This window comes from Sphingomonas sp. GW821-FHT12D09 (assembly GCF_058807215.1).
In genome coordinates, this window is sequence record NZ_JBXAQL010000004.1 from 369880 (window position 1) to 395489 (window position 25610).

27 protein-coding genes and 1 tRNA gene are annotated in these 25610 nt (G+C 67.2%); 7 read left to right on the top strand and 21 right to left on the bottom strand.

Features of this window, described 5'->3' with window-relative positions:
- Positions 1 to 7: 7 nt before the first annotated feature.
- Both AC1RPL_RS19010 and AC1RPL_RS19015 read right to left on the bottom strand, forming a co-directional pair.
- Positions 8 to 682 carry a glutathione S-transferase family protein gene (locus AC1RPL_RS19010; protein ID WP_493071585.1) on the bottom strand — a complete coding sequence of 225 codons (675 nt, stop codon included), beginning with the start codon at positions 680 to 682 and terminating at the stop codon, positions 8 to 10.
- Between the two features lie 220 nt (positions 683 to 902).
- Positions 903 to 1352: a DUF6456 domain-containing protein gene (locus tag AC1RPL_RS19015; RefSeq protein WP_493071586.1), complete on the bottom strand. Its 450-nt coding sequence runs from the start codon at positions 1350 to 1352 to the stop codon at positions 903 to 905.
- A 90-nt stretch (positions 1353 to 1442) separates the two neighbouring features.
- On the opposite strand from AC1RPL_RS19015, the gene AC1RPL_RS19020 reads away from it, so the two are divergent.
- Together AC1RPL_RS19020 and AC1RPL_RS19025 are read left to right on the top strand one after the other, a co-directional pair.
- Positions 1443 to 2006 (top strand): helix-turn-helix domain-containing protein, encoded by a 564-nt coding sequence (locus AC1RPL_RS19020; RefSeq protein ID WP_493071588.1) that lies wholly within the window; start codon positions 1443 to 1445, stop codon positions 2004 to 2006.
- Positions 2007 to 2088: 82 nt separating this feature from the next.
- Positions 2089 to 2454: a hypothetical protein gene (locus AC1RPL_RS19025; RefSeq protein ID WP_493071590.1), complete on the top strand. Its 366-nt coding sequence runs from the start codon at positions 2089 to 2091 to the stop codon at positions 2452 to 2454.
- A gap of 40 nt (positions 2455 to 2494) precedes the next feature.
- Here AC1RPL_RS19025 and AC1RPL_RS19030 read toward each other — a convergent pair.
- From AC1RPL_RS19030 to AC1RPL_RS19065, 8 genes are all read right to left on the bottom strand, one after another.
- Positions 2495 to 2570 (bottom strand) — tRNA-Val (locus AC1RPL_RS19030).
- A gap of 52 nt (positions 2571 to 2622) precedes the next feature.
- Positions 2623 to 3588 carry a hypothetical protein gene (locus AC1RPL_RS19035; protein WP_493071592.1) on the bottom strand — a complete coding sequence of 322 codons (966 nt, stop codon included), beginning with the start codon at positions 3586 to 3588 and terminating at the stop codon, positions 2623 to 2625.
- 127 nt (positions 3589 to 3715) lie between these two features.
- Positions 3716 to 4648, bottom strand: a complete 933-nt coding sequence (locus tag AC1RPL_RS19040; protein ID WP_493071594.1) for a hypothetical protein — start codon at positions 4646 to 4648, stop codon at positions 3716 to 3718.
- 34 nt (positions 4649 to 4682) lie between these two features.
- Entirely contained in the window at positions 4683 to 6095 is a 1413-nt protein-coding gene (locus tag AC1RPL_RS19045) for an NAD(P)(+) transhydrogenase (Re/Si-specific) subunit beta (RefSeq protein WP_493071596.1), read from the bottom strand.
- Between the two features lie 4 nt (positions 6096 to 6099).
- Positions 6100 to 6378: an NAD(P) transhydrogenase subunit alpha part 2 gene (locus AC1RPL_RS19050; RefSeq protein WP_086127554.1), complete on the bottom strand. Its 279-nt coding sequence runs from the start codon at positions 6376 to 6378 to the stop codon at positions 6100 to 6102.
- Positions 6379 to 6723, bottom strand: coding sequence for a hypothetical protein (locus tag AC1RPL_RS19055; protein WP_493071598.1), 345 nt, complete (start codon positions 6721 to 6723; stop codon positions 6379 to 6381). It lies immediately after the preceding gene.
- The gene (locus AC1RPL_RS19060) at positions 6720 to 7841 is read right to left on the bottom strand and encodes an NAD(P) transhydrogenase subunit alpha (RefSeq protein WP_493071600.1); all 1122 of its coding nucleotides are present in this window, start codon (positions 7839 to 7841) and stop codon (positions 6720 to 6722) included. Before AC1RPL_RS19060 ends, AC1RPL_RS19055 begins: the two co-directional genes overlap by 4 nt.
- Positions 7838 to 7978, bottom strand: a complete 141-nt coding sequence (locus AC1RPL_RS19065) for an aa3-type cytochrome c oxidase subunit IV (protein ID WP_493071602.1) — start codon at positions 7976 to 7978, stop codon at positions 7838 to 7840. Before AC1RPL_RS19065 ends, AC1RPL_RS19060 begins: the two co-directional genes overlap by 4 nt.
- A 152-nt stretch (positions 7979 to 8130) precedes the next feature.
- Between AC1RPL_RS19065 and AC1RPL_RS19070 the strand changes: the two genes are divergently transcribed.
- Positions 8131 to 9558 (top strand): sigma-54-dependent transcriptional regulator, encoded by a 1428-nt coding sequence (locus tag AC1RPL_RS19070; RefSeq protein ID WP_493071603.1) that lies wholly within the window; start codon positions 8131 to 8133, stop codon positions 9556 to 9558.
- Positions 9559 to 9565: 7 nt separating this feature from the next.
- On the opposite strand, the gene AC1RPL_RS19075 is transcribed toward AC1RPL_RS19070, so the two are convergent.
- Complete coding sequence (locus tag AC1RPL_RS19075) at positions 9566 to 10360, bottom strand: DUF4253 domain-containing protein (protein WP_493071605.1); 795 nt, start codon at positions 10358 to 10360, stop codon at positions 9566 to 9568.
- Between the two features lie 64 nt (positions 10361 to 10424).
- Positions 10425 to 10943, bottom strand: coding sequence for a DUF2306 domain-containing protein (locus tag AC1RPL_RS19080; protein ID WP_493071607.1), 519 nt, complete (start codon positions 10941 to 10943; stop codon positions 10425 to 10427).
- A 156-nt stretch (positions 10944 to 11099) separates the two neighbouring features.
- Here AC1RPL_RS19080 and AC1RPL_RS19085 point away from each other — a divergent pair, with 156 nt between their 5' ends.
- A complete protein-coding gene (locus AC1RPL_RS19085; RefSeq protein ID WP_493071609.1) occupies positions 11100 to 11849 on the top strand; it encodes a LytTR family DNA-binding domain-containing protein in 750 nt (249 codons plus the stop codon).
- Here AC1RPL_RS19085 and AC1RPL_RS19090 read toward each other — a convergent pair.
- From AC1RPL_RS19090 to AC1RPL_RS19120, 7 genes are all read right to left on the bottom strand, one after another.
- Positions 11846 to 12277: a hypothetical protein gene (locus AC1RPL_RS19090; RefSeq protein ID WP_493071610.1), complete on the bottom strand. Its 432-nt coding sequence runs from the start codon at positions 12275 to 12277 to the stop codon at positions 11846 to 11848. The genes AC1RPL_RS19085 and AC1RPL_RS19090 overlap by 4 nt on opposite strands.
- A 48-nt stretch (positions 12278 to 12325) precedes the next feature.
- Positions 12326 to 13414, bottom strand: a complete 1089-nt coding sequence (gene folP / locus AC1RPL_RS19095; RefSeq protein ID WP_493071612.1) for a dihydropteroate synthase — start codon at positions 13412 to 13414, stop codon at positions 12326 to 12328.
- Positions 13415 to 13633: 219 nt separating this feature from the next.
- On the bottom strand, positions 13634 to 14764 hold the full coding sequence (locus AC1RPL_RS19100) for a site-specific DNA-methyltransferase (protein ID WP_493071614.1): 1131 nt from the start codon (positions 14762 to 14764) through the stop codon (positions 13634 to 13636).
- Positions 14765 to 14950: 186 nt separating this feature from the next.
- On the bottom strand, positions 14951 to 16657 hold the full coding sequence (locus AC1RPL_RS19105) for an SPASM domain-containing protein (RefSeq protein ID WP_493071616.1): 1707 nt from the start codon (positions 16655 to 16657) through the stop codon (positions 14951 to 14953).
- An 88-nt stretch (positions 16658 to 16745) separates the two neighbouring features.
- Positions 16746 to 17378: a ribonuclease HII gene (gene rnhB / locus AC1RPL_RS19110; protein WP_493071618.1), complete on the bottom strand. Its 633-nt coding sequence runs from the start codon at positions 17376 to 17378 to the stop codon at positions 16746 to 16748.
- The gene (gene thiD, locus AC1RPL_RS19115; protein WP_493071620.1) at positions 17371 to 18528 is read right to left on the bottom strand and encodes a bifunctional hydroxymethylpyrimidine kinase/phosphomethylpyrimidine kinase; all 1158 of its coding nucleotides are present in this window, start codon (positions 18526 to 18528) and stop codon (positions 17371 to 17373) included. The genes rnhB and thiD overlap by 8 nt, the downstream gene beginning before the upstream one ends.
- A gap of 6 nt (positions 18529 to 18534) precedes the next feature.
- Positions 18535 to 18759, bottom strand: a complete 225-nt coding sequence (locus tag AC1RPL_RS19120) for a DUF1272 domain-containing protein (RefSeq protein ID WP_493071622.1) — start codon at positions 18757 to 18759, stop codon at positions 18535 to 18537.
- Between the two features lie 213 nt (positions 18760 to 18972).
- Between AC1RPL_RS19120 and AC1RPL_RS19125 the strand changes: the two genes are divergently transcribed.
- Entirely contained in the window at positions 18973 to 20187 is a 1215-nt protein-coding gene (locus AC1RPL_RS19125; RefSeq protein WP_493071624.1) for a heme-binding protein, read from the top strand.
- A gap of 37 nt (positions 20188 to 20224) precedes the next feature.
- Here the strand turns inward: AC1RPL_RS19125 and glmM are convergent, their stop codons facing one another.
- Positions 20225 to 21565 carry a phosphoglucosamine mutase gene (glmM, locus tag AC1RPL_RS19130; protein ID WP_493071625.1) on the bottom strand — a complete coding sequence of 447 codons (1341 nt, stop codon included), beginning with the start codon at positions 21563 to 21565 and terminating at the stop codon, positions 20225 to 20227.
- Between the two features lie 72 nt (positions 21566 to 21637).
- On the opposite strand from glmM, the gene AC1RPL_RS19135 reads away from it, so the two are divergent.
- Together AC1RPL_RS19135 and AC1RPL_RS19140 are read left to right on the top strand one after the other, a co-directional pair.
- On the top strand, positions 21638 to 22906 hold the full coding sequence (locus AC1RPL_RS19135; protein WP_493071626.1) for a dicarboxylate/amino acid:cation symporter: 1269 nt from the start codon (positions 21638 to 21640) through the stop codon (positions 22904 to 22906).
- A complete protein-coding gene (locus AC1RPL_RS19140; RefSeq protein WP_493071628.1) occupies positions 22903 to 23991 on the top strand; it encodes an AbrB family transcriptional regulator in 1089 nt (362 codons plus the stop codon). Before AC1RPL_RS19135 ends, AC1RPL_RS19140 begins: the two co-directional genes overlap by 4 nt.
- A gap of 55 nt (positions 23992 to 24046) precedes the next feature.
- Here the strand turns inward: AC1RPL_RS19140 and gorA are convergent, their stop codons facing one another.
- Complete coding sequence (gorA, locus tag AC1RPL_RS19145) at positions 24047 to 25393, bottom strand: glutathione-disulfide reductase (protein WP_493071629.1); 1347 nt, start codon at positions 25391 to 25393, stop codon at positions 24047 to 24049.
- Positions 25394 to 25610 lie beyond the last annotated feature (217 nt).

The window sequence follows — 25610 nt, forward strand, 5'->3', positions numbered from 1 at the left end:
CCGCTGGCTAGCCGGCGACCACCTCACGCGGCACCGGGCCGCCCATCGCATCCACCACCGCCTTGTCCTTTGCGATGATCGCCGCGAAGCTCGGCCGCGCATGCATCGCCGCCACCCAGTTCGCGAGCCGCGGATAGGCAGCGGGATCCACCGTCACGCCGATACAGCCAAGCGTGGCCAACGGGCTCGCCACTGCGATATCCGCCAGCGTCAGCCGGTCTTCGACCAGGAAGCCGCTCTCGGGGACAGCATGCTCCAGATATTCGAGGATCGGCGGCAGCAGATCGCGCTCGGCAGCGTCGGCGGCATCGTGGTCGCACTCCATCTTGAGCACGCGCGGCCGCACGAAGCGCTGGCCGAAGATCGCGCCGCCCGCCGCCATCATCAGCGTATCGGCGAGCTCGTCGAACCAGATCGTTCGCGCGCGCGCACGCGGTTCTGCGGGGATCAGGCTCGGCTCGGGATATTTCGCATCGAGATAGGCGACGATCGCCGAGCTGTCCGAGATCAGGAAATCGCCGTCCTTGAAGCCGGGCATCTTGCCGAACGGGCTGGCGGCCATGAACTCCGGCCCGCCACGACCCATGCCCGCCGCCTGCAGCTCGAGGTCGAGCCCCTTCTCGGCGCCGAACACCATGACCTTGCGCACATAAGGCGAAAGCGTCGAACCAAACACGATCATGCCAACCTCTCCTCGACTTTGGCACTCAGGCTAGTGAACGAGTTGCAACTGGCAACCCGCTTCCGCGCGACAGGTGCACTCCGGATCGGCCACCGTCGTCCCGGGCGCTGCTGCGGCCTCTTATCGTGCTGTTGCGCGCCGCTCGTTCTGGAACAAGATCGCACCCAAGTCCAATCCCGGTAGCCCGGAAATGGGTCAAGCGCGCATTGACCACGCCTCGCTATCCCAGCCCGTAGAAATCGGCGATGCGATCCAGCGCGAAGCACAGCACCAGCTTTCCTGCGCGGCTCGGCCAGCCGAGCGCCTTTTCCGCCGGGCCAAGCCCCTCGCCCGCACAGACCACCCGCCATACTATGTCGGCAAGCCCCGGCCCCGCCACCGCCACCGCGCCATCGAAGCGACGCCGCGCCGCGATCTGCGCCAGCGTGGGGTCGAGCCGCTCCGGCGCCGCGCCGCGCAGCGCAACCGGCGAGGCGTCCCAACGCATGGTGACGCGCGGGCCCAGCGCCGCCATCTCATAGTCTGCGCGCAGCCGATCCCCCGCTTCTAGCTGGCGCAGGCTCACATGGCCCCGCGCCGCCAGCCAGGCCATCGGCGATTCGGCCTGGTTTACCTGGACGCGACGCCGGCCGCCCGCATCTTCGATCTCCCACTCCACCAGCTCGCGCATTTCGATCTCCTTTTGTTCCGATTCGATTGACTTGCCATGGCGGCACGATTGTAGGAAAGAAGGAAACCGATTTGGTTAGGATACTGCCCGATGATTACCGCCATTCGTGAAGTGCGCCGCGCCAAGGGGCTGACGCTGGAGGAAGTGGCCGCGCGCTGCGTGCCGCCCACCACCGCCCAGACGGTCGGGCGGCTCGAAACGGGTACGCGCACCGTGTCGGTGGGCTGGCTCAACCGCATCGCGGCCGCGCTCGGCGTCGATGCAGCCGATCTCGTCAAGCTCCCCGAGCGTCCCGAAATCCCGGTGGCAGCCTTGCTCGAGACCAGCGGAGCGCAGGCGCCACGCCGGGCCGCTTCGGTGGTGCCGCCGCATGCCGAGCCGGGGATGGTCGCGGTATCGGTGACGGCAGGGGTCGGCGATTATCGCACAGGCGACGAGATCTGGTGCCGCACGCTGGCACCGGAGGGCTTTGCCGGCGCGCTCAACCGCGACGTGCTCGTCCCCCGCCCCGCCGGACGCTTCCTGTTCGGCCGGCTGATCGGGCGCGAGGGTGACCGCCTGCACCTGCTTCCGCTGGGCGCCGGCGCGCGGCAGCAGGTCGTTGCCGATCCGCCCTGGATCGCGGAAGCGATTCGCCTAGTACGCCCCCTCTGAAGCATCCTGCGACCGCTTCTGAATCACCTTGCGGAGAACCGCGGAGAGGCGCATTTTGCGGCAAAAGCAGGAGGGGCATATCATGCTGAAACTGGGCCTTGCGGCAGCTGCCGCAATCATGATCGCAGCGCCCGCGATGGCGGACGCTTGGGATTTCGTACTGATCAACAACAGCGGCAAGCCGATCAAGACGGTAGAGATCGCGCCGACGGGTACCACGACCTGGCAACCCAACAAGGTCGATCCCGATTTCAAGAAGGAAGGCGATGTGAAGTCGGGTGGGCGGATGACCGTCCATTTCGACAAAGGCATCGGCTGCAAGTACGATGTGAAGCTCAACTTCGCCGACAGCAGCAATGCCGTCTGGACCGGCATCAACTTGTGCGACAATTCCTATGTCACGGTGAAGTACAACGCCGCGGGCGCGACGGCCTTCACGGCGAACTGACGCTGGTGCCGGCGGCAGGGGACAGACCCTGCCCCGGCCATGGTGGGCGCTGACGGGCTCGAACCGCCGACCCGTTCGGTGTAAACGAACTGCTCTACCAACTGAGCTAAGCGCCCGGCACATGGCCGATAAGGCCCGATGCCAAAGCCGGGCCTTCGGGGCAAGCCCTTAGACCAGATTCAGCCCCGCGCGGCGCAGCGCGCCGATATAGGCGCGCATGCCCTGCTGTGCCTTTTCGCTCAGCACGATATAGGCGCGGCGCCGGTCCCCCGGATCCGCCTCGCGGCCGAACAGCCCGGCATCGTGCATCGTTCCGATCCAGCGCAGCGCCGTGGTCGGCGGCACGGCGGCGGCGATGCACAGGCTGGAGACGGAAACCCGCCGCCGTTCAAGGCTGGCTGCGAACAGGTCGAGCAGCATGTCCCAAGCGGGATCGGCGAACAGCTCGGCTGCGAAGAACTGGTTGCGCAGGCGACGCGCGCGGATCACCGCGCGAATCTCCGCCGCATCGATGTCAGGTGGCGAAGTATCGGGCCCGCGATAGGCCATTTCCGGCTCGCGGATCCCGCCGCGCCGCTCGATCTCTTCGTCCTCCGCCAGTTCTCCCCGAGTCAGCCGGGCAAGCGCATCGGCGATGCGCGCGACTTCCTCGTTGAGCCGCCGCAGCCGCACCGTTTCCGAATCGCGCGTGATGTCCTGTACGCCGAACAAGGGCGTAGGCTCCGACTCCGCGCGGGCGAGCACGAGCGCTGCGAAAAGCTCCGAGGCACCCGGATCGCAAAGCAACTGCACGCCGCGCGCGCCGAGCAGCGCAGCGGCGAAGTCGAGCTGGCCAGGGGTGAACAGGCCGATCAGCGCCGGCCCCGCTTCTCCGTCCCGCGCCTCGATCGCCGCCAGCAACGGCAGGAGCGCAGGCTCTGTGGTCCGGCGCGCGTCGAGCACGACCAGCTTCACTCCCGGCTCATCGAGAAAGGCCCCGTCAGCAGCGAAATCGGCGCGGGCGCGTAGCCGAATGCCGGCGAAAGCCAGCGCATCGACGATGTCGGCGGACGCAGCGTCGGCAATCAGCAGTGCGTCGATGCCCATCGCATAAGGGGCACCGGGGTGCAGGGGGGCCGCGGTCGGGTTCGCCATCGCCTCTCGGAGTCGTGCTGTGCTCCGGAGAGGCCCAACCTCCGAAACGGATTGCTCGATCCGCTCCGTTACGGAGCTTATGGCGCGACCCGGATGGGCAGGGGAATCATTGCCCGTCCGTTACGGATCAGTCCAACACTGATCCGTCGGATTCGGCTGCAAATACCGCAGCTTCGCCGGGATCGCCGAGAAGTTCGCGTGTCGCACTGGCGAGCAGGCCCGGGCCGAGCACCAGCGCCACGGCGAAGAACACCGCCCCGATCACGCCGAACAGGATCTTGGTCGCGATCGGCATGGCGAATTGCTGGGCGGCGAACGCCTCGCCGGCGATGCGGATCTGGTCCCCATCGCCATGCGTCCCGGCCAGTGCGGCGAAATAGCTGCCCATGGTGAACCAGAGCACTGCGAAGGTAGCCAGAGCGAAGATCAGGGTGACCAGGAAATAGCTGCCGAACAGCAGCCAGAAGCGGCCGCGCGTCAGATCCCATGCAGCATCGACGCTGATCCGGCGGCGATAAAAGCTGAGTGGAAAGACCAGCGAGAGACGCACCTCCGCCCAAACCAAGGCGCAGATGAACGCCAGTCCGAGCAGGAAGGACAGCGCGGCGGTGATCATGCTCTGGCCAAGCGTGAAGGCGAGCACGCCGATCACCAGCAGAAGCAGCAGCTCGCCGACGAAGATCACGACGAAGGCGGCGATGACGGCCAGGACCACCAGTCCCATCATGCGGAATTCGTCCATGCCCAGCCGCATGAACGCGAAGCCACCCTCCTCTGGCCGCAGCATCGCTCGGAACACGGCATTCATCAGCACCACGGCGAGCAGCAACAGGCAGAGGTTGAGCAGCAGGATCAGGTTGCCCATCGGCCCCATCCAGACCTGCATGACCGTTGCGCCATCGGCACCGCCGGGCATCAGTACGCCGAACATGGCGGCGCTCGTCGCCAGCGAGACGATCAGCGAGCCGATGCAATAAGTGACCGCCCATATCGCGATCGCGCCCGGCCGATCGCGCAACAGGCCGAACGCGCCGCCCAGAATCGAACCTACGCTCGCCATGTCGCTTCCCCCCATTCGCCCCGCCGCCGCGTCCTCAGTCGAGGTTCTTGACGATTTCCTCGACCATCTTCTTCGCGTCCGCCAGCAGCATCATCGTGTTGTCGCGGTAGAACAGCTCGTTATCGACACCGGCATAGCCGACACCACCCATCGAGCGCTTGATGAAAAGCACCGTCTTGGCTTTTTCGACGTCGAGCACCGGCATGCCGTAGATCGGCGAAGTCTTGTCGGTCTTCGCCGCCGGGTTGGTCACGTCGTTGGCGCCGATCACGAAGGCGACGTCGGTCTGGGCGAACTCCGAGTTGATGTCCTCCAGCTCGAACACTTCGTCATAGGGCACGTTCGCCTCGGCAAGCAGCACGTTCATGTGCCCCGGCATGCGGCCGGCAACCGGGTGGATTGCGTATTTCACCCGCACGCCATGCTCCTTGAGCTTGTCGCCCATCTCGCGGAGCGCATGCTGCGCCTGGGCGACCGCCATGCCATAGCCCGGCACGATGATGACCTGCTCGGCCTGCTGCATCAGGAAGGCCGCGTCCTCGGCCGAGCCGCGCTTCCACGGCCGGTCGATCGCGGCACCGCCGCCGCTCGTATCGGCGACAGCGCCGAAGCCGCCGGCGATCACGCTGATGAAGCTGCGGTTCATCGCGCGGCACATGATGTAGCTGAGGATCGCGCCCGACGAACCGACCAGCGCGCCGGTGATGATCATCGCGCTGTTGTGCAGCGTGAAGCCCATCGCCGCCGCCGCCCATCCGGAATAGCTGTTGAGCATCGAGACGACGACCGGCATGTCCGCGCCGCCGATCGGCACGATCAGCAGGAACCCGATGACGAAGCTGAGCGCAGTGACGGTCCAGAACACCCAGGGGCTCTGATCGGTGACGAAATAACCGATCAAGCCGAGGATGCCGGCGAGCACGCCCAGGTTGATCACGTGGCGGCCGGGCAGCAGGATCGGCTTGCCGCTCATGTTGCCATTGAGCTTGAGGAAGGCGATCACCGATCCCGAGAAGGTGATCGCGCCGATCGCCACGCCCAGGCCCATCTCGATCCGGCTGACGCTGAGGATCTCGCCGTCCGCGCCGAGGATGCCGAACGCCGCCGGGTTGAGGAACGCCGCCGCCGCGACGAGCACCGCCGCCATGCCGACCAGCGAGTGGAAGGCGGCGACGAGCTGCGGCATGTCGGTCATCGCGATCCGCCGCGCGGTGACGAAGCCGATCGCGCCGCCGATCGCGATCGCCGCGCCCAGCTCGATCGGGCTGGCGATCTTGTGCGTGATCAGCGTGGTGACCACGGCGATGCCCATGCCGAGCATGCCGAGCCGGTTGCCCCGCCGGCTGCTCGCCGGGCTCGAGAGCCCGCGCAGTGCGAGGATGAAGCAGATGCCGGCGACCAGATAGGCCAGCGCTACCCACGGATTGACAGGCGCCCCCTCGTGCATCGGCTCAGCCCTTCTTCTTGTACATGGCGAGCATGCGCTCGGTGACGGCAAAGCCGCCGAAGATGTTCACGGATGCCAGCGCCACGGCGACGAGGCCGAGCCACTTGGCGATCTCCGCGCCCGAGGCGGCCGACGCGATCAGGGCGCCGACGATGATCACCGACGAGATCGCGTTGGTCACCGCCATCAGCGGCGTGTGGAGCGCCGGGGTGACCGACCAGACCACGTAATAGCCGACGAAGCACGCCAGCACGAAGATCGACAGGATCGAAATGAAGTCCATTTATTCCTCCACGCCCAGCGTTTCGCGGGCATCGGCGAGTGCCAACCGCGCGGCGGTCACCGAGGGGCGATAGCGCCCCCACCGCTCGCAGCCTTCGCCGTGATAGCTTATCCAATAGTCCAGCGGAGGCTTTCCGGCGCGCCGTTCGTAGCGAGCAGCCAGCTGCTCATAATCGCGTTTGATCCTGAGCAGTTCGGCATCGCGCCCGCGATCGCCGCAAATGCTCGTGCGCGCCGCCCATTCCGCGTCATAAGCTATCTTCAACGCCGCCTGCGCTCGAATGAGCCCACTATCGCTTGCCGGCTGCACGATCCCGAAGAGCACGAGCGCTGCGATCGCGCTCACCCGAGCAGCCTCTCGTTCACCACCTTGCCGCCCTGGGTGAGGCAGATCGCGTTGCCGATCTCCTCGTCGAGCACGGGCTTGCCCTGCTCCTTGTCCCAGAAGGCGGAGAGGAAGTTGAACAGGTTGCGGGCGAACAGCGCGGAGGTGTCGGCGGCGAGGCGCGAGGGCACGTTCTTGTGCCCGACGATCTTCACCCCATGCTTCTCAACCACCTCGCCGGCGACCGCGCCTTCGACATTGCCGCCCGCCTCGACCGCGAGATCGACGATCACGCTGCCAGGCTTCATCGTCGCGATCTGCGCGTCGGTGATCAGGCGCGGCGCGGGGCGCCCCGGGATCAGCGCGGTGGTGATGACGATGTCCTGCTTGGCGATATGGCTGGAGACGAGCTCGGCCTGCGCCGCCTTGTACTCGTCGCTCATCTCGGTGGCATAGCCGCCGGTGCCTTCGCCCTCGATGCCCTTCACCGCCTCGACGAAGATCGGCTTGGCGCCGAGCGACAGGATCTGCTCCTTGGTCGCGGCGCGCACATCGGTCGCGGAGACCTGGGCCCCGAGGCGCCGCGCGGTGGCGATCGCCTGGAGGCCCGCGACGCCGACACCCATCACGAAGACCTTGGCGGCGGAGACGGTGCCCGCCGCAGTCATCATCATCGGGAAGGCGCGGCCATATTCACCCGCCGCATCGAGCACGGCCTTGTAGCCCGACAGGTTCGACTGCGAGGACAGGATGTCCATCGACTGCGCACGCGTGATGCGCGGCATGAATTCCATCGCCAGCGCCTCGAAGCCGCCTGCCGCATAGGCGTCGATCTTGGCGCGCTCCCCGAACGGGTTGAGCCCGGCGACGATCCAGGCGCCGGGCCTGGTGCCCTTGAGCGCCGCCGGATCGGGACCCTGCACGCCGAGCACGATGTCGGCGTCCTTGAGCGTCGCCGCAGCGGTGCCGACGCTGGCGCCGGCATCGGCATAGGCCTGGTCGGCGATCGACGCGGTATCGCCCGCGCCCTTCTCGACCGCCACTTCGGCCCCGAGGGCCACGAACTTCTTCACCGTTTCCGGAGTCGCGGAAACGCGCCGCTCGCCGGCGGCGGCCTCCTTCAGAACCGCGATCTTCACTTGGCGGAGATCAGGAACACGACGAGGGCAGCGATCAGGGCGACGCCCACCGTGCCCCACAACATCATTGCCTTGAACCCGGTCCAGGTCTGCTCGTGCGCCTTGAGCTGTTCGGCGCTATCGACCCCATCAGCCATTCGTCTCTCCCCTTGAAACGGTATTTGGCCGGACCTTAGCCCCGTGCCGACAGCCGCTCAACCCTCGTGCCGCTACGGCACGCTTAAGCCCGCCTTTACCCATCCGTTTTATAACGGACGACCTGAAACGGGACATTGGGGACAGTAGAGCGATGACGCGCAACGGCCAGCGCCTCCTGATGCTGATCGACGACGAGCCGGCACAGCGCCGACTCGTCGCTGCGATCGCCGCACGCCGCGGATGGCGGACCATCTTCGCGGGCGAGGCCGAAATCGGCATCGCCACGCTTGGCACCCCCGACGGAATGGCGCTCGACGCGGTGATCCTCGACCATAGCTCGCCCGATGCCGACGCGGCCGCGCTGATCGCCGAACTGCGCGCCAGGCGGCCGCAGCTGCCGATCCTGATGCTCACCGCCAACGGCTCGGTCGCCAATGCGGTGAACGCGATGCGTGCAGGCGCCACCGACTTCCTGGTGAAGCCGCTCGCTTCCGAACGGCTGCTCGCCGCGCTCGAGGCCGCGGTGGGCGGCAAGACCGCGGGCGAGCTGCGCCCGCTCACCGAAAAGCTTTCCGCCCCGCTCGCATTCGACGAGATCGTCGGCAGCGCGCCGCAGTTCCGCGCGGCGCTGGCGATCGCCGCCAAGGCCGCCCGGGCGCGCGTGCCGGTGCTGATCGAAGGCGAGAGCGGCGTCGGCAAGGAAGTGGTCGCCGAGGCGATCCACGCCGCTTCCCCGCGCAACAAGAAGGACATGGTCTGCGTCAATTGCGGCGCGATCCCCGCCAATCTGGTGGAGAGCGAGCTGTTCGGGCACGAGAAGGGCGCCTTCACCGGCGCCTTCGAGCGCAAGATCGGCCGATTTGCCGAAGCCGATGGCGGCACGCTCTTCCTCGATGAAGTCGGCGAAATGCCGCTCGACGCGCAGGTCAAGCTGCTGCGCGTGCTCCAGTCGGGCGAGATCCAGCCGATCGGCGCGCGCCATGCCCGCGAAGTCGATGTCCGCGTGATCGCAGCGACCAACAAGACGCTGCAGGCCGAAGTCGAGGCCGGGCGCTTCCGCGAGGACCTGTATTACCGGCTCAACGTCGTCCAGGTGACGATCCCACCGCTGCGCGAGCGCACCGGCGACATTCCGGGCCTCGCCCGCCATTTGCTCGCACGCATTGCCGAGCAGCCTGGGCTTCGCGAGCTCGGCATCACCGACGACGCGCTCCAGCTGCTAGGCTCGTACGACTGGCCGGGCAATGTCCGCCAGCTTCAGAACGCGCTGTTCCGCGCCGCGGTGCTCTGCGACGGTGACGGGCTGACCCGCGCCGACTTCCCGCAGATCGCCCAGCTCGCCGCCGGCCGCCCGATGGGCAATGGCCAGCAGGCGCAGGGGTCGAACAATGCCGGCGTTACGCTCTTCCGCCCCGACGGCAATCTGCGCGCGCTGGACGAGATCGAGGCCGATGTGATCCGCCTCGCCATCGGCCATTATCGCGGCCGGATGACCGAGGTTGCCCGGCGCCTGGGGATCGGTCGCTCGACGCTCTACCGCAAGCTCGGCGAGTTGGGGATCGACCAGAGCGCCGCCTGAACCGCGCTCAGTCCCACCAGAAGAACCACCAGCCCGAATCCATCAGGCTCGCCGCCAGCGGACGCAGCGCGCCGATGCCCTGATCGACGATATCAGTGCAGTAGAGATATTGTTCGCGGGCCAGTGCCAGCGCTTCGTCGCGGGTCGCCGGACGCCGTGCCACGCGCAGGTTCATCGTGTCGCCCGACAGGCCGACCAGCTCGGCGCCGTAACGCCGCTTCCATTGACGCAGCAGCGCCACGTGCAGTTCCGGTGCCGGACAAGCATTCCAGCCGCCCCAGCCCAGATAGGCGGGCGCCTCGCTTCCGTCCGCAATGGGCAACAACACGATGTGCACGCGCTCATAGGGCTTGCCGGTCAGGATGTCCGACGCAACGGTGAGCCCCAGCTGCTCGCCTTTGCCCAACGCCGGCCATTCGCCAAGGTTGGGCATGGCGGCATCTGCGCCATGTTCGTCGGTGAATGCCTTTTGAAGGGCATCGGCGAGCTTCACCTTGCCGGCGGCAGCAAGAATTGTAGCCGGTTTCTGATCGGGGTTGGCAGCATGGCCGTCGGCCAACTGGGCGAGCTCGGCATCGTTGCCGACGATCACCGGCCAGCCCTTGCCCTCGCGCCGCAGCCTTTCCCAGGCGGCAAGTGCCTCGGTGCCCGCGACGGTGACATGGGGATAGGGGAAATCGGGAAGTGCGACGACAGGAACGCCGATCCCGTCCCGCATGTCCGGCGATCGGGCCACGGCGCGCGCGCCAAACAGCCCCGTCACCGCACCGATCATCAATGCCAGCACGCCCCGTCGTTTCATCCCCAGTCCCCATCCCGCGACCCGACGCCCAGCCTATCTCGTCATCGGCCGTGGGGAAACCTCGTCACAGCATCAGCCAGTGCCAGAGCAGCCGGCCGGGCAGGAAGGCGAACATGCCCGGCAGCAGCAGCCCGGCGGAATAGAGCGTCCACATCAGCCTTTTGTGCAGGGCGATCCTGCCCATGCGGGCGGCGCGGATGGCGCGGAACAAGGCGAGGAAGACGACCGGCACGAACAGGTGGATCAGGCTGAACTGGCCGTGGTTGATCGTGCGGATGAAGATCGCCGAGGTTGCCGCCACCAGCATCAGCACCGCCCAGACCCGGCCGAGCATCTTATGGCGTGCATCACCCTTTCGAGCCAGCAGCACCCAGAGGCCAAGCGGGATCGCCGGCAGCACGGTGGCGAGATGGATCAGGATCGCGACCTGCTTCGCCTCATAGGTCGAGGGTGTCATGCCCGTCAGCACCTGGGCGACCGCGATCGCGGTGGCACCCGCCAGGACCGTGGCACCGGCGAGCAACGCGCCCTTGGCGATCCGCGGCAGATCGATTGCGATTTCTTCCCGAACCAGCGTGGTCACTTCTTGCCTCCCGACTTTATTGGCAGGACCAGATTGGCGGCTGGCGACATGCCCGCAATCGCGGCTACGTGTGCAGGCATTTCGCTTCGCCGGCGGGCGGCGGCGCACAGAGCACTGCCATTTGGCGAAGCGCGAACGGGAGGGACGAAAGGCGAGATGGGCGGCACGCGGCGAATCCTGATCGGCTGCGCGATCATCTTCGGCGTGGGGATCGTCGCAGCGCTGGTCGGGCCGTTCGGCAGCTTCGAAGCGCCGTTCGGCCTGCGGCTGCTCTACTGGCTGGCGATGAGCTATGCCGGCTATTTCCTCTATTTCCCCGCCATGGTCGCGGCGCGTGCGCTTGCCCCGAAGCTGGAGCTGCCCGAACCGGCGCTCTGGGCCGCGGCCTGCCTGATCGCCACGCTGCCGATGACCGCAGTGACCTGGGTTGCCAATTTCCTCTGGCACCGCGCAAGCTGGCCGACGCTGGAGCAGGCACTGGCGCAGTATTTCAACGTCCTCATCCTCGGCGCGCTGGTCTGCGCGCTGTTCTGGTTCGTCCAGCAGCGCCGCGATGCTCCTACCACGCCGGTGGCCGAGTCCGGCGAAGCGCCCCCTCCCCGGCTGCTCGAGCGACTGCCGCCGCATCTGCGTGCGCTTCCGATCGCGCTGGAGATGGAGGATCATTATGTCCGCGTGCACACCCCCCATGGCTCCACCCTGCTGCTGATGCGCCTACGCGATGCCGTCGCCGAGCTGGACGGCATGCCGGGCGCGCTGGTCCACCGCAGCTGGTGGGTGGCGCAGGGTGCCGTCCAGGGCGTGCGGCGCGAGGGGCGCAATGTCCGCCTGCAACTTGCCGGCGGGATCGAGGCGCCGGTCGCCCGGGCCCAGATCACGCCACTGGAAGCCGCGGGCTGGTTCTAGCGGACCGCTACCAGCTTCGCTTTCGACAGGTGCCAGAGGGTATCGGCGGGGTTGCTGCTGACGCCCTTGGCCACGCGGTGGAGCGTGTAGCTGCCGCGGAAATGCTGGCGCTTGCCGTTCTTGAGCGTGGCATAGACATCGACCGGCACGATGATCCAGCGCTGGCTCATCCCGGCGTCACCCTCGCGCGGCGTGCGCGTCTCGACCCGGCTGTGCGCGGTCCCGGCAAAACCCTGGCGGAAGCTTGCGTAGCTCTTGCCGCTCGCCTGCCCGCCACGGTCCCACAGGCCATAGGCGGTGCGGAAGTCGCCGCGCTCGATCGCGGCATAATAGGCATTCACCGTGTCGCGCGCATCCTGCGGGCCCGGCTCCTGGGCAAAGGCGGGCGCGGACAGGGTCAGCAGGGCGGCTAGGGCAAGAACACGCATCTAAATCTCCTTCGAACCTGCGAACGGCCCTTCCTGCGCCCCGGTTCCTTAGCCTGCGATGAGCGCCGCATCGCGCAGGCCGCGCCACACGCGCAACGCCTGGACCGTCTCGAACACGTCGTGCACGCGGATCAACTGCGCCCCGGCATCGGCGGCCTTGAGCGCAAGCGTCAGGCTGCCGCCGAGCCGCTGGTCGGCCGGCGCCTCGTTGCCGAGCGCGCCGATCATCCGCTTGCGGCTGGCGCCGAAGACGATGCCGCAGCCCAGCCCATGGAACAGCGCCAGGCCGTTGATCAGCGCGAGATTGTCCTGGAGCGACTTGCCGAAGCCGATGCCGGGATCGACCAGGATCTTCGCGCGATCGACACCGGCTGCGGCGACCTCGTCGACACGCTTCTCCAGCCAGTCGTAGACATCGAGCAGCACATCGCCATACCCCTCGCCGCCATGCGGCCCCTTGGCCGGATCGGGCGAATGCATCAGCACCACCGGGCAGCCGGCCTCGACCACCACTGCGAGCGCGCGCGGATCGTAGAGCAGAGCGGCGACGTCGTTGACGATATGCGCGCCTGCAGCGAGCGCGGCGGCCATCACCGAGGCACGGCGGGTGTCGATCGAAATCGCCGCGCCGCCGCGGGCGAGCGTCTGGATGACCGGGACGACGCGTTCGATCTCCTCACCTTCCCAGACCTCCGCCGCGCCGGGACGCGTCGATTCGCCGCCAATATCGAGGATTGCCGCACCCGCCGCCGCCATGTCGACGCCCGCGCTCGCCGCGGCGTCGGCATCCTGCATGTGGGTGCCGGCATCGGAGAAGCTGTCCGGCGTGCGGTTGAGGATCGCCATCACCTGGGGCTGGTCGAGCCGCACCACGCGCTCGCCAAGCTTGAGCGGCGCGCGCGGGGCGGTGATGCGCTGGACGATCGCGCCGATGCGGGGATCGTCGGGGAGATCGGCGACAGCGACCGTGCGCTGGACGACGCGCCTGCCATTGTCGCGCGCGATCAGCTCGAAGGCGGAGCACCAGCTGAGGCCCCCGGCGAGGCGGGTGACGTCGCCGTCGCGGTTGACCGGCGAATCCGCGAGCTGGACGGGGCGGAGATAGAGCCGCGCCGAGGGGGACAGATCGAGGGTCATTCGGCGCGGAAGTTTACGAAGTTGATGCTACGGTGCCCCCGATTCCACCCCTCGTGCAGTGGCGCCATGGTTGGCGAGCGAGACAGGGCCGGAAAGCGGTTGGGCATGCGCAACCGATCTCAGACGAAATCCTACATTGGAAGCGGAAAGTGGCTTGGATGCTGAAACAAGTTCAGCATGACGGGTGGGGAGCGGCGATGCGCTCCCCTCGAACGTCAATTACGGCTGCGTCGCCAGCAGATAGGTCTGGCGCAGCGCGTCTATCGGCTTGAGCCCGTCCACCGCTTCGTAGTGCCAGAAGGTCCAGCCATTGCACGACGGCGCGTTCTGCAGCGTGGCGCCGATCTTGTGGATCGAGCCGGCCTGGCCGTCTTCACAGCGCAGCGAGCCATCGGCACCGACAGTCGCGCGCCAGCGGCGCTTGGTGTCCATCAGCACGGTGCCCGGCGCGAGATAGCCATTCTCGACCAGTTGGCCGAAGGCGACGCGCGGCTGGCTCTTGGGTGCCTGCATCGTCTTCAGCGCCGATTCGTCGAGCGGCAGGGCTGCCGCGATGCGCTCCTGCGCCGCCTCGACATAGGCGCTCTCGCGCTCGATGCCGATCCAGCGGCGGCCGAGACGCTTGGCGACGGCACCGGTGGTGCCGGTGCCGAAGAACGGGTCGAGCACGACGTCGCCCGGCTTGGTCGACGCGAGCAGCAGGCGATACAGCAAAGCTTCGGGCTTCTGGGTCGGGTGGACCTTGGTGCCGCCCTTCTTCAGCCGCTCCTGGCCGCCGCAGATCGGGAATTCCCAGTCCGAGCGCATCTGGAGCTCGTCGTTGAGCGTCTTCATCGAGCGATAGTTGAAGGTGTATTTCGCCTTCTCGCCGGTGCTCGCCCAGATCAGGGTCTCGTGCGCGTTGGTGAAGCGCGTCCCCTTGAAGTTGGGCATCGGGTTGGCCTTGCGCCAGATGATGTCGTTGAGGATCCAGAAGCCCAGGTCCTGGATCGCCGAGCCGACCTTGAAGATGTTGTGATAGCTGCCGATCACCCAGATCGAGCCATCGTCCTTCAGGATGCGGCGCGCCTCGGCCAGCCATTCGCGGGTGAACGCGTCATAAGCGGCGAGGCTGTCGAACTTGTCCCAATCGTCGGTGACCGCGTCGACGGCGCTGCCGTCGGGACGGTTGAGGTCGCCGCCGAGCTGAAGATTATAGGGCGGATCGGCGAAGATGCAGTCGATCGACTTGGCCGGCAGCGCGCGCATGGCCTCGATGCAATCCTGCTGCAGGATCGTGTCATAGGGCAGCACATCCACCCAGCTGCGAACCGTCGCCGGCTTCAGCCTGCCCTTTTCGAGAACCCCCATTAACCTCTTTCCCCTTGTTGGAGAGGCGGTTTCTGTCGCGGAACGACTCCACGTCAAGGGAAGATTGGTTAACGAAAAAGCCTGCGATTCCGTTAACTTGTGGAACGCTCCACGAACTTATCCACATGCTGAGTCAAGAAGTTATCCACAGGCACAAGATATGGGGTGTGGCGAAAAAGACTCAGCTCAGCCGAGCGCGATCGCTTCGCCGCCCAGGGTCACGCTTTCATTGAGCCGGTAGCGCGCCTGCTGCGCGAAACCGAGTTCGTAGAGCGCCTGCGCCTCGATCTGGAGCAGGCTGTGGTCCCGCGGAAACTTGATTCGGCCGGCGACGCAGAGCGCGACACGGCGGATCGCATTGGCGCCCGCGGCGCGGATCGCATCAGCCAGGGTCTCGCGGCTGAAATCGGGCCCGAGCGAATCGGACGGCAGCTCGGCTTCGAGCGCGCGATCGCGCCAGTGGCTGACATCGTAGAGATGGGCGATATCCTCGCCCAGGATCGGATCGCGCAGCGTCTCCAGGAAGGCCGGATGCAGCGGATGCGCCGGATCGCCGACATTGCAGCGCGTGAAATAGGGCGCGAGGTGCCCGCCGGTATTCTGGATCATGTAGAGCCGCATCGAATCGGCGCCGAGCTGCTTGGCCAGGCGCATCAGCGCCGGCATCTCGTGGAAATTGTCGAGCTGCACCGTGGCGTTCAAGTGGAACTCGCGGAACTCGCCACGGGCATATTTGGCGGCGATGAACTGGAGGTTGGTGTAGAGCTTGTCCCACTTGCCCGGGCGGCGGACATGCTCATAGACCCAGGGCGTGCAGGCATCGATCGAGACATTGACCATCGCACGGTAGCGATCGAGCCCGGCATATTGCGCCCAGCGCCCCTCGCCCATCAGCAGCGCGTTGGTGTGCAGCTCCATCTCCACGTCGAGTTCGTGGTCGGCCATGTAACGCAGGATCGAGCGGTAATGCGGGCTCGACCAGGGATCGCCCTGGCCCGAGAGCGAGATCATCACCTTCTTGGCGCCGTCTTCGGTGGCGCCTTCGAGCATCGGACGGAAGACCTGCTGCTCGATCTTGTCGAAGCGCAGCTCCTGCGCCTCGTCGGCCGCCTCGATGCCGTCGCGGCACGAGGGGCAGGCAAGGTTGCAGGTGACGTCATGGGCGAGGAACAGCCAGCGCGGGCCCTGCTCCATATGCGTGATGTTGCCGTCGATCACCGCGCGCATCGCCGGATCGCTGACTTCTTCGCGGGTCGGCAGCGCGTCTTCGTTGATGAAGGTGCAGCGCTGCTTGTGGCAATGGCGATAGGAGCCATCAAGGATACTGGCGCGCATCTGCTGCGCGGGCGCGCTGTTCCAGATCTGTTCGGCAGTGTTGCCGTCGAGCTGGCCGAGCCGCTGCTGCGTCCAGATCGAGCAACAGGGCGCGACGGTGCCGTCCATCAGCGTCTCGAACTTGACGAAGGGCGCGTCGCAGAAGCGGTTGGAAAGGTCGGCGGACTTGTCGGTGCCGTGGCGCTCGAGGAAGAAGATCGCGCCGGCGATCTGCGGGCAATGCGCATATTCCGCCGCCATCTGGGCGAGGAAGGTAAGGCCGCGCTCACGGTCGACCGACAGGGCATGGAGCATGCCGCCGAGCAGGTTGAGGCCCTTGCGGGCGGAGCCCGACTGCGCGGGTTCGAGGACTTCGATCAGGTCACGCAGCTCCACGACATCGTCCTGGCCGGCGGCATCGGCGAGCAGCGGCCAGACTTCGGGATGGTCGAGGCCGTCGTTCAGCCGATCGATCAGGCTGGCCAGCACCGGGAAGAAGCGGCTCGCCATCGGATCGGCAATGGCCGGCCCGGCATCGGGGCCGAAACCCTGCGCCTCGGCATTCGGCAGATAGGACATGCGATCACTCCGGAAATGGCTTTGTTCACCATTTTAGGAGGCGTGCGCGGCGAACGCGTGCGGAAGGCGGCAAATTTTGCCGGGTAGCCTATTCGGCAGCGACGATCCTGGGCCCGAAATCGAAATGCGCCTGGGCGACGGGCGCGAAGCTGCGGCGGTGATGCGGCGTGGGGCCCAGGGTGCGCAGCGCTTCTTGGTGGACCTTGGCGCCATAGCCCTTGTTGCTCGCCCAGCCATAGCCCGGGTGAAGCGCGTCGAGTTCGATCATCATGCAATCGCGCCGGTGCTTGGCGACGATCGAGGCGGCGGCGATCGACAGGCAGAGCGCGTCGCCGCCGACGATCGGGTGGCTCTGGTGCGCCCAATCGGGGCAGCGATTGCCGTCGACCAGCACGAAGGCGGGGACGAAGCCGAGCGCATCGACGGCGCGGGTCATCGCCAGCATCGTCGCCCAGAAGATGTTGAGGCTGTCGATCTCCTCGACCGTGGCCATGCCGATGCCGACCTTGGCGCAGGCGAGGAGTTCCGCGCACAGCCGCTCGCGCTTGCCGGCGGTGAGCGCCTTGGAATCGTCGATTCCCTCGGGGATGCACTTGGGGTCGAGCACCACGGCGGCGGCGACCACGGGCCCCGCCAAAGGCCCGCGGCCGGCCTCGTCCACGCCGGCGACATGGCCCTTGTGAAGGCGCGTATATTTCCGCTCGAACTTGAGGTCAGGCATCTTGGATCCGCCATGGCGGATACCGGCGCATCTCGCCAGCCTGGTAGAGACGAACCGAGTTGCCGGCCGGATCGCGCAGCCGCGCCTCGCGCCAGCCCCAGCTCTCGTCCCTGGGCTCGGCCTCGAACTTGATGCCCTGTTGCTGGAGGTATGCGACGGTGACGTCGAGATCGCCGCATTCGAAATAGACGACGGGTGCCGTGTAGTCGGGATCGGTGGCGATGCTGAAGGTGGCGCCGCCCTCGGTCTCGAACCGGGCATAGCGGGGGGATGCGCGAACGACCTGGCGCAGGCCGAGCAGCCGGTAGAAGCGCTCGCTCGCGGCCAGGTCCTGCGCGGGGACGGTGACCTGGTTCAGCATCGGCTCGAAGAAGCTCATGTTGAGATCGAGGCGGACCGCCTGGTGCCCCATCGGCCCATGACCGCGACCCAGGCCCGGCGCCTCGCGCATTGCGATACGGACAAAGCGTCGTGCGCGATTGACCGCTTCGGGCAGGTCCCACTCCTCGGCCAGCCCGCAGGCGATGGCGGAGGAAAGCGTGCAGCCGGTGCCGTGGGTCGAGTCGGTCTCGATGCGCGGCCCCGACCATTCGATCTCGGGCGGGTCCTCGGGGTCGGCGGAATAGAGCCGGTCGGTGATCACCGGGCCTTCGACATGGCCGCCCTTGACCAGCACGGCACAGCGATGCGCCGCGACCAGCGCGCGGGCGTCGCCGCCCAGAGCCGCCAGTTCCGGGAGGTTGGGGGTGACGACGGCGGCGCGGTCCATCAGCCGCTCGAACGCAGCGATGGTCGCGTCGTCGGCGAGCGTGGCCCCGCTGGTCGCGACCATGACGGGATCGAACACCACCGGCACGCCGGGCAATTCGGCGAGCTTCCCGGCCACCGCCAGCGCGGTGCGTGCCGACCCGATCATGCCGATCTTGATGGCATCGACGCCGATATCGCTGACGCACGCCTCGATCTGGGCGAGGACCATGTCGGTGGGGATCGGGTGGACGCCGCTGACGCCGAGCGTGTTCTGCGCGGTGATCGCGGTGACCGCCGTCATCGCATGGCCGCCGAGCATGGTGACGGTCTTGATGTCCGCCTGGATCCCGGCGCCTCCGCCCGAATCGGAGCCTGCGATGATCAGGATGCGCGGCGTCATATGCGTTCAGCCTTTAAACCGGCGCTCCGTGCTCGCCGGATTGTTCGCCAGCGCCTTACCCGTGCGCGCCGGCCGATCCAACAGCTCGCCGCCGCAATTGGGGCAGCGTTCGTCGAGCGCGTCGGCGCAATCGGCGCAGAAGCTGCATTCGAACGAGCAGATGAAGGCGCCGGCCTCGTCGGCGGGCAGGTCGGTGCCGCAGCGTTCGCAGTCGGGGCGCATCTCGAGCATGATTTCCGCCTTCCGTGACCAGTCGCGGAATCTGTGCCGAAGCGGTTGTATCGACGCAATCCTTATTGCGTCCGCAGCGGCATCCGATGTTCAACCGGCGCGGGGAAAACTCCGAGAATCAGGTCGCATTTCAACCGGCGCGACGCGGTGCGCGGGCTTGCCGCGCGGCGCGAAGGCCCATGCCTGCCGCACATCCACTTGGGGGAACATGAAATGGCGACGACACCGACATCCGACCGCATCCGCATCGGCGGAGGCCAGCAGGGGCAGGTCGTCCTTGCCGACGCGCCGATAACCCCGCCCGACCTCAGCCTGCCGCTGATCAACGAGCCTGCTCAGCCCAATCCGCCGGCGGTGGACCAGCCGGAGGAGATCGGGCCCCTGTTCAACCTGATCGGCACCTGGACCAACCAGGACCTGACCAGCGGGAACGGCGGACCGGAAAACCCCTATTCCTACAACCTCATGCCCTTGCCGCAGAATGATCCCGCCGCCACCAGCGGCGCACTCGGCTTCATCCTCAAGAACCTGACCTATTACGAGGAGATCACCTTCTCGCCGATCCACGGCACTGCGGCGAACCGCGGCGGCGCGGGCACCCAGGTCTCCAACGCCCTGCTCTACGAACAGCGCGTCTATATCGCCGATGGCCCGGCCAAGGACACGCTCGTCCATTTCGAGAACGGCATCTGGGGTTTCCTCACGCCGGCGGCGCAGCTGGTCGGCCCTTACGGCGATGACGACGGGGATACCACCGGCACCGAAGCGTTCGGCGACTCCCCACCGCCCGAGCCCGAGAACATCTTCAAGCAGATCTCGGTCCCGCACGGCAATTCGGTGCTGGCGACCGGCAATGCGGCGCTCTTCACCTTCCCGCCGACGCCGGTCACGCCGCCGATCAAGACCAACCTGCCGGTCAAGCAGAGCGGCGCGCCCACCATCCCCGTTTCGGTCGTGCTGCCGCAGGACGTGCCGGGGAACGCCATTCCGGCGCAGGTCGCAGCGGAGATCGCGACGATGTACGCCACCGCCTCGGTCGAAAATCCGCTACCGGCCTATACGCAGAACCCGAACCAGGCGCTGACCGATGCGCTGGGCCAGCGCACCATCGCGCAGTTCATCCAGCTCGACGTCGATACCAATACCGGCGGCGGCGCGGTGGCCAATATCAGCTTCGAGCAGAGCCATGCCGAGGTCGCGCAATATTCCGCGACCTATTGGATCGAGGATGATGGGACGAACAGTTTCGACCAGCTGCAATATTCGCAGACGATCATGCTGACGATCCCGATCCTGTTCCCGGGCGCCACCGAGACAGTGCCGATCACCTTCCCGCACATCACGGTGAACACCCTGCGCAAGGTCGGCGGCGCACCGGCACCCTCGCCAACACCTTCACCGGCGCCTTCGCCGACACCTTCCGCCTGATCCATCCGGGCGCCTCTTCCGCGCGCGGAAGGGGCGTTCAGGCGGCGGCGGCGCGCACCACGTCGCAGATCCGGTCGACCACCGTTTCCACCTGCGCCCGATCATCGCCCTCGGCCATCACGCGGATCACCGGCTCGGTGCCCGAGGCACGGATGACCAGGCGGCCCTTGCCTTCCAGCTCGGCCTCGGCGGCGGCGATCACGTCCTTTACGCGCGGGTCTTCCAGCGGCTTGCCACCCTTGAAGCGGACATTCTTGAGCAGCTGGGGCAGCGGATCGAAGCGGTGGAGCACTTCGCTCGCCGGCGCGCCGGCACGGACCAGCTCGGCGAGCACCTGGAGCGAGGCGACGAGGCCATCGCCGGTGGTGGCATAATCCGACAGGATGATGTGGCCCGACTGCTCACCGCCGACATTATAGCCCGATGCGCGCATCTTCTCGAGCACATAGCGATCGCCCACCGCGGTGCGGATCAGGCCGAGGCCCTGCGCCGAGAGGTGCCGCTCGAGCCCGAGATTCGACATGACGGTGGCGACTAGGCCGCCGCCCGCCAGCCGGCCCTGGCGCGCCCAGCCGCCGGCGATCGTCGCCATCAGCTGGTCGCCATCGACCACCTTGCCGTTCTCGTCGACCACGATCAGCCGGTCGGCATCGCCGTCCAGCGCGATGCCGATATGCGCACCCGCGGCGACCACCGTCTCGCACAAAGTCTCGGGTGCCGTGGAGCCGACGCCGTCATTGATGTTCTTGCCATTGGGCGTGACGCCGATCGCGATCACGTCCGCGCCGAGTTCCCACAGGGCCGAGGGGGCGACCTGGTACGCCGCGCCATTGGCGCAATCGACGACGATCTTGAGCCCGTCGAGCGTCAGATCCTCGGGGAAGGTCGACTTGGCGAAATGGATGTAGCGGCCGCGCGCATCCTCGACCCGGCGGGCACGGCCGATATCGGCGGAGGGCGCGAGCGGCACTTCGCCGTCGATCAGCGCCTCGATCGCCAGTTCGTCCGCATCGGAAAGCTTGAAGCCGTCGGGCCCGAACAGCTTGATGCCGTTATCCGCATAGGGATTGTGGCTGGCGGAGATCATCACGCCCATGTCCGCGCGCATCGAATGGGTGAGCATCGCCACTGCCGGCGTAGGCATCGGCCCGACCAGCACGACGTCCATGCCCACCGACGTGAAGCCCGCGACCAGCGCGTTCTCGAGCATATAACCCGAAAGCCGCGTGTCCTTGCCGATCACCACCCGGTGCTTGTGATCGCCGCGCGCGAAGTGCGCACCGGCGGCCATCCCCACCTTCATCGCCATCGCCGCCGTCATCGGCGACAGGTTCGTCGCACCCCGGATTCCGTCCGTACCGAAATATTTTCTTGCCATGTCTCGTTTTCTCGCGACCTTGCGGGTCCTCAACCGCCACCGGATTAGCGCGGAAACTCCAAAAGGGCGAGCATGTCGCAACCAACTCGTATTCTATTGTCCCTGATCGCGGGACTGATCCTTGGCGCGGTGCTCGCCGCCTGGGCTCCCGCCGCCGCGACGATCGCCGCGGACTTCGCCCAGCCGATCGGCCAAGCCTGGCTCAACGGCCTGCAGATGACGATCGTGCCGCTGGTCGTGGCGCTGCTGATCACCGGCGTCGCCGCGACTGCCGAGGCTGCGCAGGCCGGGCGCCTGGCCGGCCGGGCGATCGCGCTCTACGTCGTCGTGCTGTTCCTGTCGGCGACCGCCGCCGCGATCCTGACGCCGCTGTTCCTCCATCTGGCACCGCTGCCGCGCGAATCGGCCGACGCACTGCGCGCCGCGCTGGCGGGCGCCGAGAAGATCGGCCCGGTACCGCCGATCGGCCAGTTCCTGGCGGCGATCATCCCGTCGAACATCGTCAAGGCCGCCGCCGAGAACGCCTTCCTGTCGCTGATCATCTTCTCGCTGATCTTCGCCTTCGCGATGACGCGAGTGGGCGGCGAGGCGCAGCGGCTGCTCACCGACTTCTTCAAGGCATTGCGCGACGTGATGCTGGTGGTGATCGACTGGGTGCTGTGGGTCGGGCCGCTCGGCGTGTTCGCGCTCGCCCTGGTCGTCGGCGCCAAGGCCGGCACCGGCGCGTTCGGCGCGCTGATCCATTATATCCTGACCGTGGCGGGCGTCGGCCTGGCGGTGACGATCTTCGCCTATCCGGTCGCGGTGTTCGGCGGACGCATGGGCCTGGGCAAATTCGTCCGGGCCGCGCTGCCCAGCCAGGCCGTGGCGCTCAGCACCCAAAGCTCGCTCGCCACGCTGCCGGTGATGATCGAGGGCACCGGCAAGCTTGGCGTGCCGGTGGCGGTATCGGGCGTGACGCTGCCGCTGGCGGTGGCGATCTTCCGCGCGACCGGGCCGGCGATGAACTTCGCCGTCGCCATCTATGTCGCCGAATGGTTCGGCGTGCCGCTGAGCCCCGCCACGCTGGCGGTGGGCATCGTCGTCGCGACGCTGACTTCGCTCGGTTCGGTGAGCCTGCCGGGCACCGTCAGCTATGTCAGCGCGATCGCCCCGGTGGCCGCGACGATCGGCGCGCCGGTGAGCCCGCTCGGGCTGCTGGTGGCAGTCGAGACGCTGCCCGACATCATGCGCACCGTAGGTAACGTCACCTGGGACATCGCCGCGACGACCTGGCTCTCACGCCGTGCGGGCAAGGTGCCGCTGGACGAGGCGGACACGATCCTCGCCCACGACAGTTGAGCACGCGCCGCGCCGGCCCGTGGCTGGCGCTGCTCGGCGCCTCGGCGATCGGCATCGCGCTGCTGGAATGGATCGGCCTGTCGGCCGGGCTGCTGCTCGGGCCGATGCTCGCCGCGATTGCCTTCGCGGCGCGCGGCGCGGGGCTGAGCCTACCCAAACCGCTGTTCGTCGGTGCGCAGGCGGTGATCGGCTGCCTGATCGCCGGCACGCTGGACATCGGCACCTTCTCCCGCGTGGTGACCCAGTGGCCGATCTTCCTGGGCGTGACCGCGGCGACGCTGGGGGCGAGCAGCCTGCTCGGATACCTGCTCAGCCGGTGGAAGGTACTGCCGGGGAGCACGGCGATCTGGGGATCGATGCCGGGTGCTGCCTCGGCGATGGTGGTGATGGCCGACGCGTTCGGCGCGGACGCGCGGCTGGTGGCGTTCATGACCTATACGCGCGTCGTGTGCGTGGCCGGCGCCGCGTCGATCCTGGCCGCTGTTTTAGGGGCGCATCACGGCGGTGACTGGCTGGTGACGATGCTGGCGCCTGCCCCGCTGATTCCTTCGCTGGCGACACTGGCGGTGGCGGGGATCGGCGCATTCGTCGGCCTGAAGCTGCGAATTCCCGGCGGCGCGCTGCTGGTGCCGATGGCGGCGGGGATCACGCTCCACGCACTGGGCGTATTGCGCATGACCCTGCCCGAGCCGGTGCTGGCGGTGAGCTATGCGTTGGTCGGCTGGCGGATCGGCCTCGCCTTTACCCGCGAGACGCTGGCGGTAGCGGCCAAGGCATTGCCGCGGGTGTTGGTCGCGACCGCCACGCTGATCGGCTTTTCCGCTGCGCTGTCGCTGGTCGTCGCCCGGATGACCGGGATCGACCCGGTCAGCGCCTATCTGGCGGTGAGCCCGGGCGGGCTCGATTCGGTGGCGATCATCGCGACCTCCGTGCCCGTCGACCAGCCCTTCGTGATGGCGATGCAGGCGCTGCGCTTCCTGGCGGTGCTGGCGCTGGGGCCGGCACTGGCAAGGATGGCGGCAGCGCGGTTTGCGACGTCCATGGCCGAGGCCCCGCCCAGCCGCACGCTCCCTCCGGGGGAGTGACCGGCGAAGGCTGCCCCGCAGCCTTCGGTTCACGCCTTCGGCATGAACTTCCCGCTCACTTCATCAGCACAAGCTCTTCCGACATGGTCGGGTGCAGGGCCACGGTCTGGTCGAAGGCGTCCTTGGTCAGCCCGGCCTTCACTGCCACCGCCGCCGCCTGCAGGATCTCCGGCGCGTCCGGGCCGATCATGTGGAGGCCGACGACCTTGCCCGTCGTGCCGTCGCAGATCATCTTGTAGAGCGCGCGCTCGTTGCGGTCGGCCAGCACGTTCTTCATCGCGCGGAAATCGGACTGGTAGACGGCGATCGAGCCGAGCTTGTTGCGCGCCTCGCTCTCGGTCATGCCGACGCTGGCCAGCGGCGGATGGCTGAACACCGCGCTCGGTATGCAGCTGTAATCGACGCGGTGCGGCTTGTTGCCGAAGATCGTGTCGGCGAACGCCTGGCCCTCGCGGATCGCGACGGGGGTGAGCTGGATGCGGTTGGTCACGTCGCCAACCGCATAGATCGAGTCGATCGAGGACTGGTTGTCCGCATTGACCTGCACCGCGCCCTTGCCGTCGAGCTGGACACCGACCTCCTCCAGCCCAAGGCCCGTGGTGTTCGGCACGCGGCCGGTGGCGAAGAGCACGCAATCGACTTCGATCGGCTCATGCTTGGTCAGCGTGACCTTGAAGGCGCCGCTGTCGAGTTTCTCGATGCCGACGAATTCGGCGTGGAAGCGAAAATCGATGCCCTTCATCAGCGAGATCTGCAGCAGCCGGTCGCGCATCGAATGGTCATAGCCGCGCAGGATCACATCGGTGCGGTTGACCATCGTTACATGGCTGCCGAACTCGTTGAAGATGCCGGCGAACTCGTTGGCGATATAGCCGCCGCCCGCGATCAGCACGCGCTTGGGCAGCTTCTCCAGGTGGAAGACTTCGTTCGAAGTGATGCCGAGATCGCTGCCGGGGAATTCAGGAACGTGCGGGTGCGCGCCCGAGGCAATCAGGATATATTTGGCGGTGACCTTTCGGCCCGAAGCCAGCGTCACTTCGTGCGGCCCGGTGACGGTGGCGCGCTCGAGGAAGGTCTCGACGCCGTTATTGTGCAGCGTCTGGGTGTAGAGTCCGTTGAGCCGATCGACGTCCGCCATCACATTGTCGCGCAGCACCGCCCAGTCGAAGTCGCATTCGGGCACGTTCCAGCCGAAGCGGCGCGCGTCCTTGAGGTCCTCGGCGAAATGCGCGCCATAGACGAGCAGCTTCTTGGGGACGCAGCCGCGGATCACGCAGGTGCCGCCGACGCGATATTCCTCGGCCACCGCGACCTTGGCGCCGTGCGCGGCCGATACGCGCGAGGCGCGGGTGCCGCCCGAGCCGGCGCCGATCACGAAGAGATCATAATCGTATTCGGCCACGCGCAGTCCTTCCACTGATTGGAGGCAGGGAGATAGGGCGCGGGCGGCGCGATGCCAATGCGGCGCGTCAGCCTTGCGAAAGATCGATCCGGCGCGAGAGGAAACAGAGGAGCCAGGCGACGCCGACCGCACCGATGCCGGAGAGGAATGCCCCCGGGCCGATCGCGTCGGGCGGCACGAAATGGATCGACAGGAGCGCGATCGCGATCAGGCTCCA

Bases quoted from the DNA above. Each gene is read 5' to 3' on its own strand.
- AC1RPL_RS19105 (WP_493071616.1), bottom strand. From the start codon at position 16,657: ATGTCCTATCTGCCGAATGCCGAGGCGCAGGGTTTCGGCCCCGATGCC.
- AC1RPL_RS19020 (WP_493071588.1), top strand. From the start codon at position 1,443: ATGATTACCGCCATTCGTGAAGTGCGCCGCGCCAAGGGGCTGACGCTG.
- rnhB (WP_493071618.1), bottom strand. From the start codon at position 17,378: ATGCCTGACCTCAAGTTCGAGCGGAAATATACGCGCCTTCACAAGGGC.
- AC1RPL_RS19040 (WP_493071594.1), bottom strand. From the start codon at position 4,648: ATGGCGAGCGTAGGTTCGATTCTGGGCGGCGCGTTCGGCCTGTTGCGC.
- AC1RPL_RS19015 (WP_493071586.1), bottom strand. From the start codon at position 1,352: ATGCGCGAGCTGGTGGAGTGGGAGATCGAAGATGCGGGCGGCCGGCGT.
- AC1RPL_RS19090 (WP_493071610.1), bottom strand. From the start codon at position 12,277: ATGCGTGTTCTTGCCCTAGCCGCCCTGCTGACCCTGTCCGCGCCCGCC.
- AC1RPL_RS19045 (WP_493071596.1), bottom strand. From the start codon at position 6,095: ATGCACGAGGGGGCGCCTGTCAATCCGTGGGTAGCGCTGGCCTATCTG.
- AC1RPL_RS19010 (WP_493071585.1), bottom strand. From the start codon at position 682: ATGATCGTGTTTGGTTCGACGCTTTCGCCTTATGTGCGCAAGGTCATG.
- AC1RPL_RS19075 (WP_493071605.1), bottom strand. From the start codon at position 10,360: ATGAAACGACGGGGCGTGCTGGCATTGATGATCGGTGCGGTGACGGGG.
- AC1RPL_RS19100 (WP_493071614.1), bottom strand. From the start codon at position 14,764: ATGGGGGTTCTCGAAAAGGGCAGGCTGAAGCCGGCGACGGTTCGCAGC.
- thiD (WP_493071620.1), bottom strand. From the start codon at position 18,528: ATGACGCCGCGCATCCTGATCATCGCAGGCTCCGATTCGGGCGGAGGC.
- folP (WP_493071612.1), bottom strand. From the start codon at position 13,414: ATGACCCTCGATCTGTCCCCCTCGGCGCGGCTCTATCTCCGCCCCGTC.
- glmM (WP_493071625.1), bottom strand. From the start codon at position 21,565: ATGGCAAGAAAATATTTCGGTACGGACGGAATCCGGGGTGCGACGAAC.
- AC1RPL_RS19035 (WP_493071592.1), bottom strand. From the start codon at position 3,588: ATGGCGAACCCGACCGCGGCCCCCCTGCACCCCGGTGCCCCTTATGCG.
- AC1RPL_RS19065 (WP_493071602.1), bottom strand. From the start codon at position 7,978: ATGGCTGATGGGGTCGATAGCGCCGAACAGCTCAAGGCGCACGAGCAG.
- AC1RPL_RS19025 (WP_493071590.1), top strand. From the start codon at position 2,089: ATGCTGAAACTGGGCCTTGCGGCAGCTGCCGCAATCATGATCGCAGCG.
- AC1RPL_RS19135 (WP_493071626.1), top strand. From the start codon at position 21,638: ATGTCGCAACCAACTCGTATTCTATTGTCCCTGATCGCGGGACTGATC.
- AC1RPL_RS19070 (WP_493071603.1), top strand. From the start codon at position 8,131: ATGACGCGCAACGGCCAGCGCCTCCTGATGCTGATCGACGACGAGCCG.
- AC1RPL_RS19125 (WP_493071624.1), top strand. From the start codon at position 18,973: ATGGCGACGACACCGACATCCGACCGCATCCGCATCGGCGGAGGCCAG.
- AC1RPL_RS19120 (WP_493071622.1), bottom strand. From the start codon at position 18,759: ATGCTCGAGATGCGCCCCGACTGCGAACGCTGCGGCACCGACCTGCCC.
- AC1RPL_RS19050 (WP_086127554.1), bottom strand. From the start codon at position 6,378: ATGGACTTCATTTCGATCCTGTCGATCTTCGTGCTGGCGTGCTTCGTC.
- AC1RPL_RS19085 (WP_493071609.1), top strand. From the start codon at position 11,100: ATGGGCGGCACGCGGCGAATCCTGATCGGCTGCGCGATCATCTTCGGC.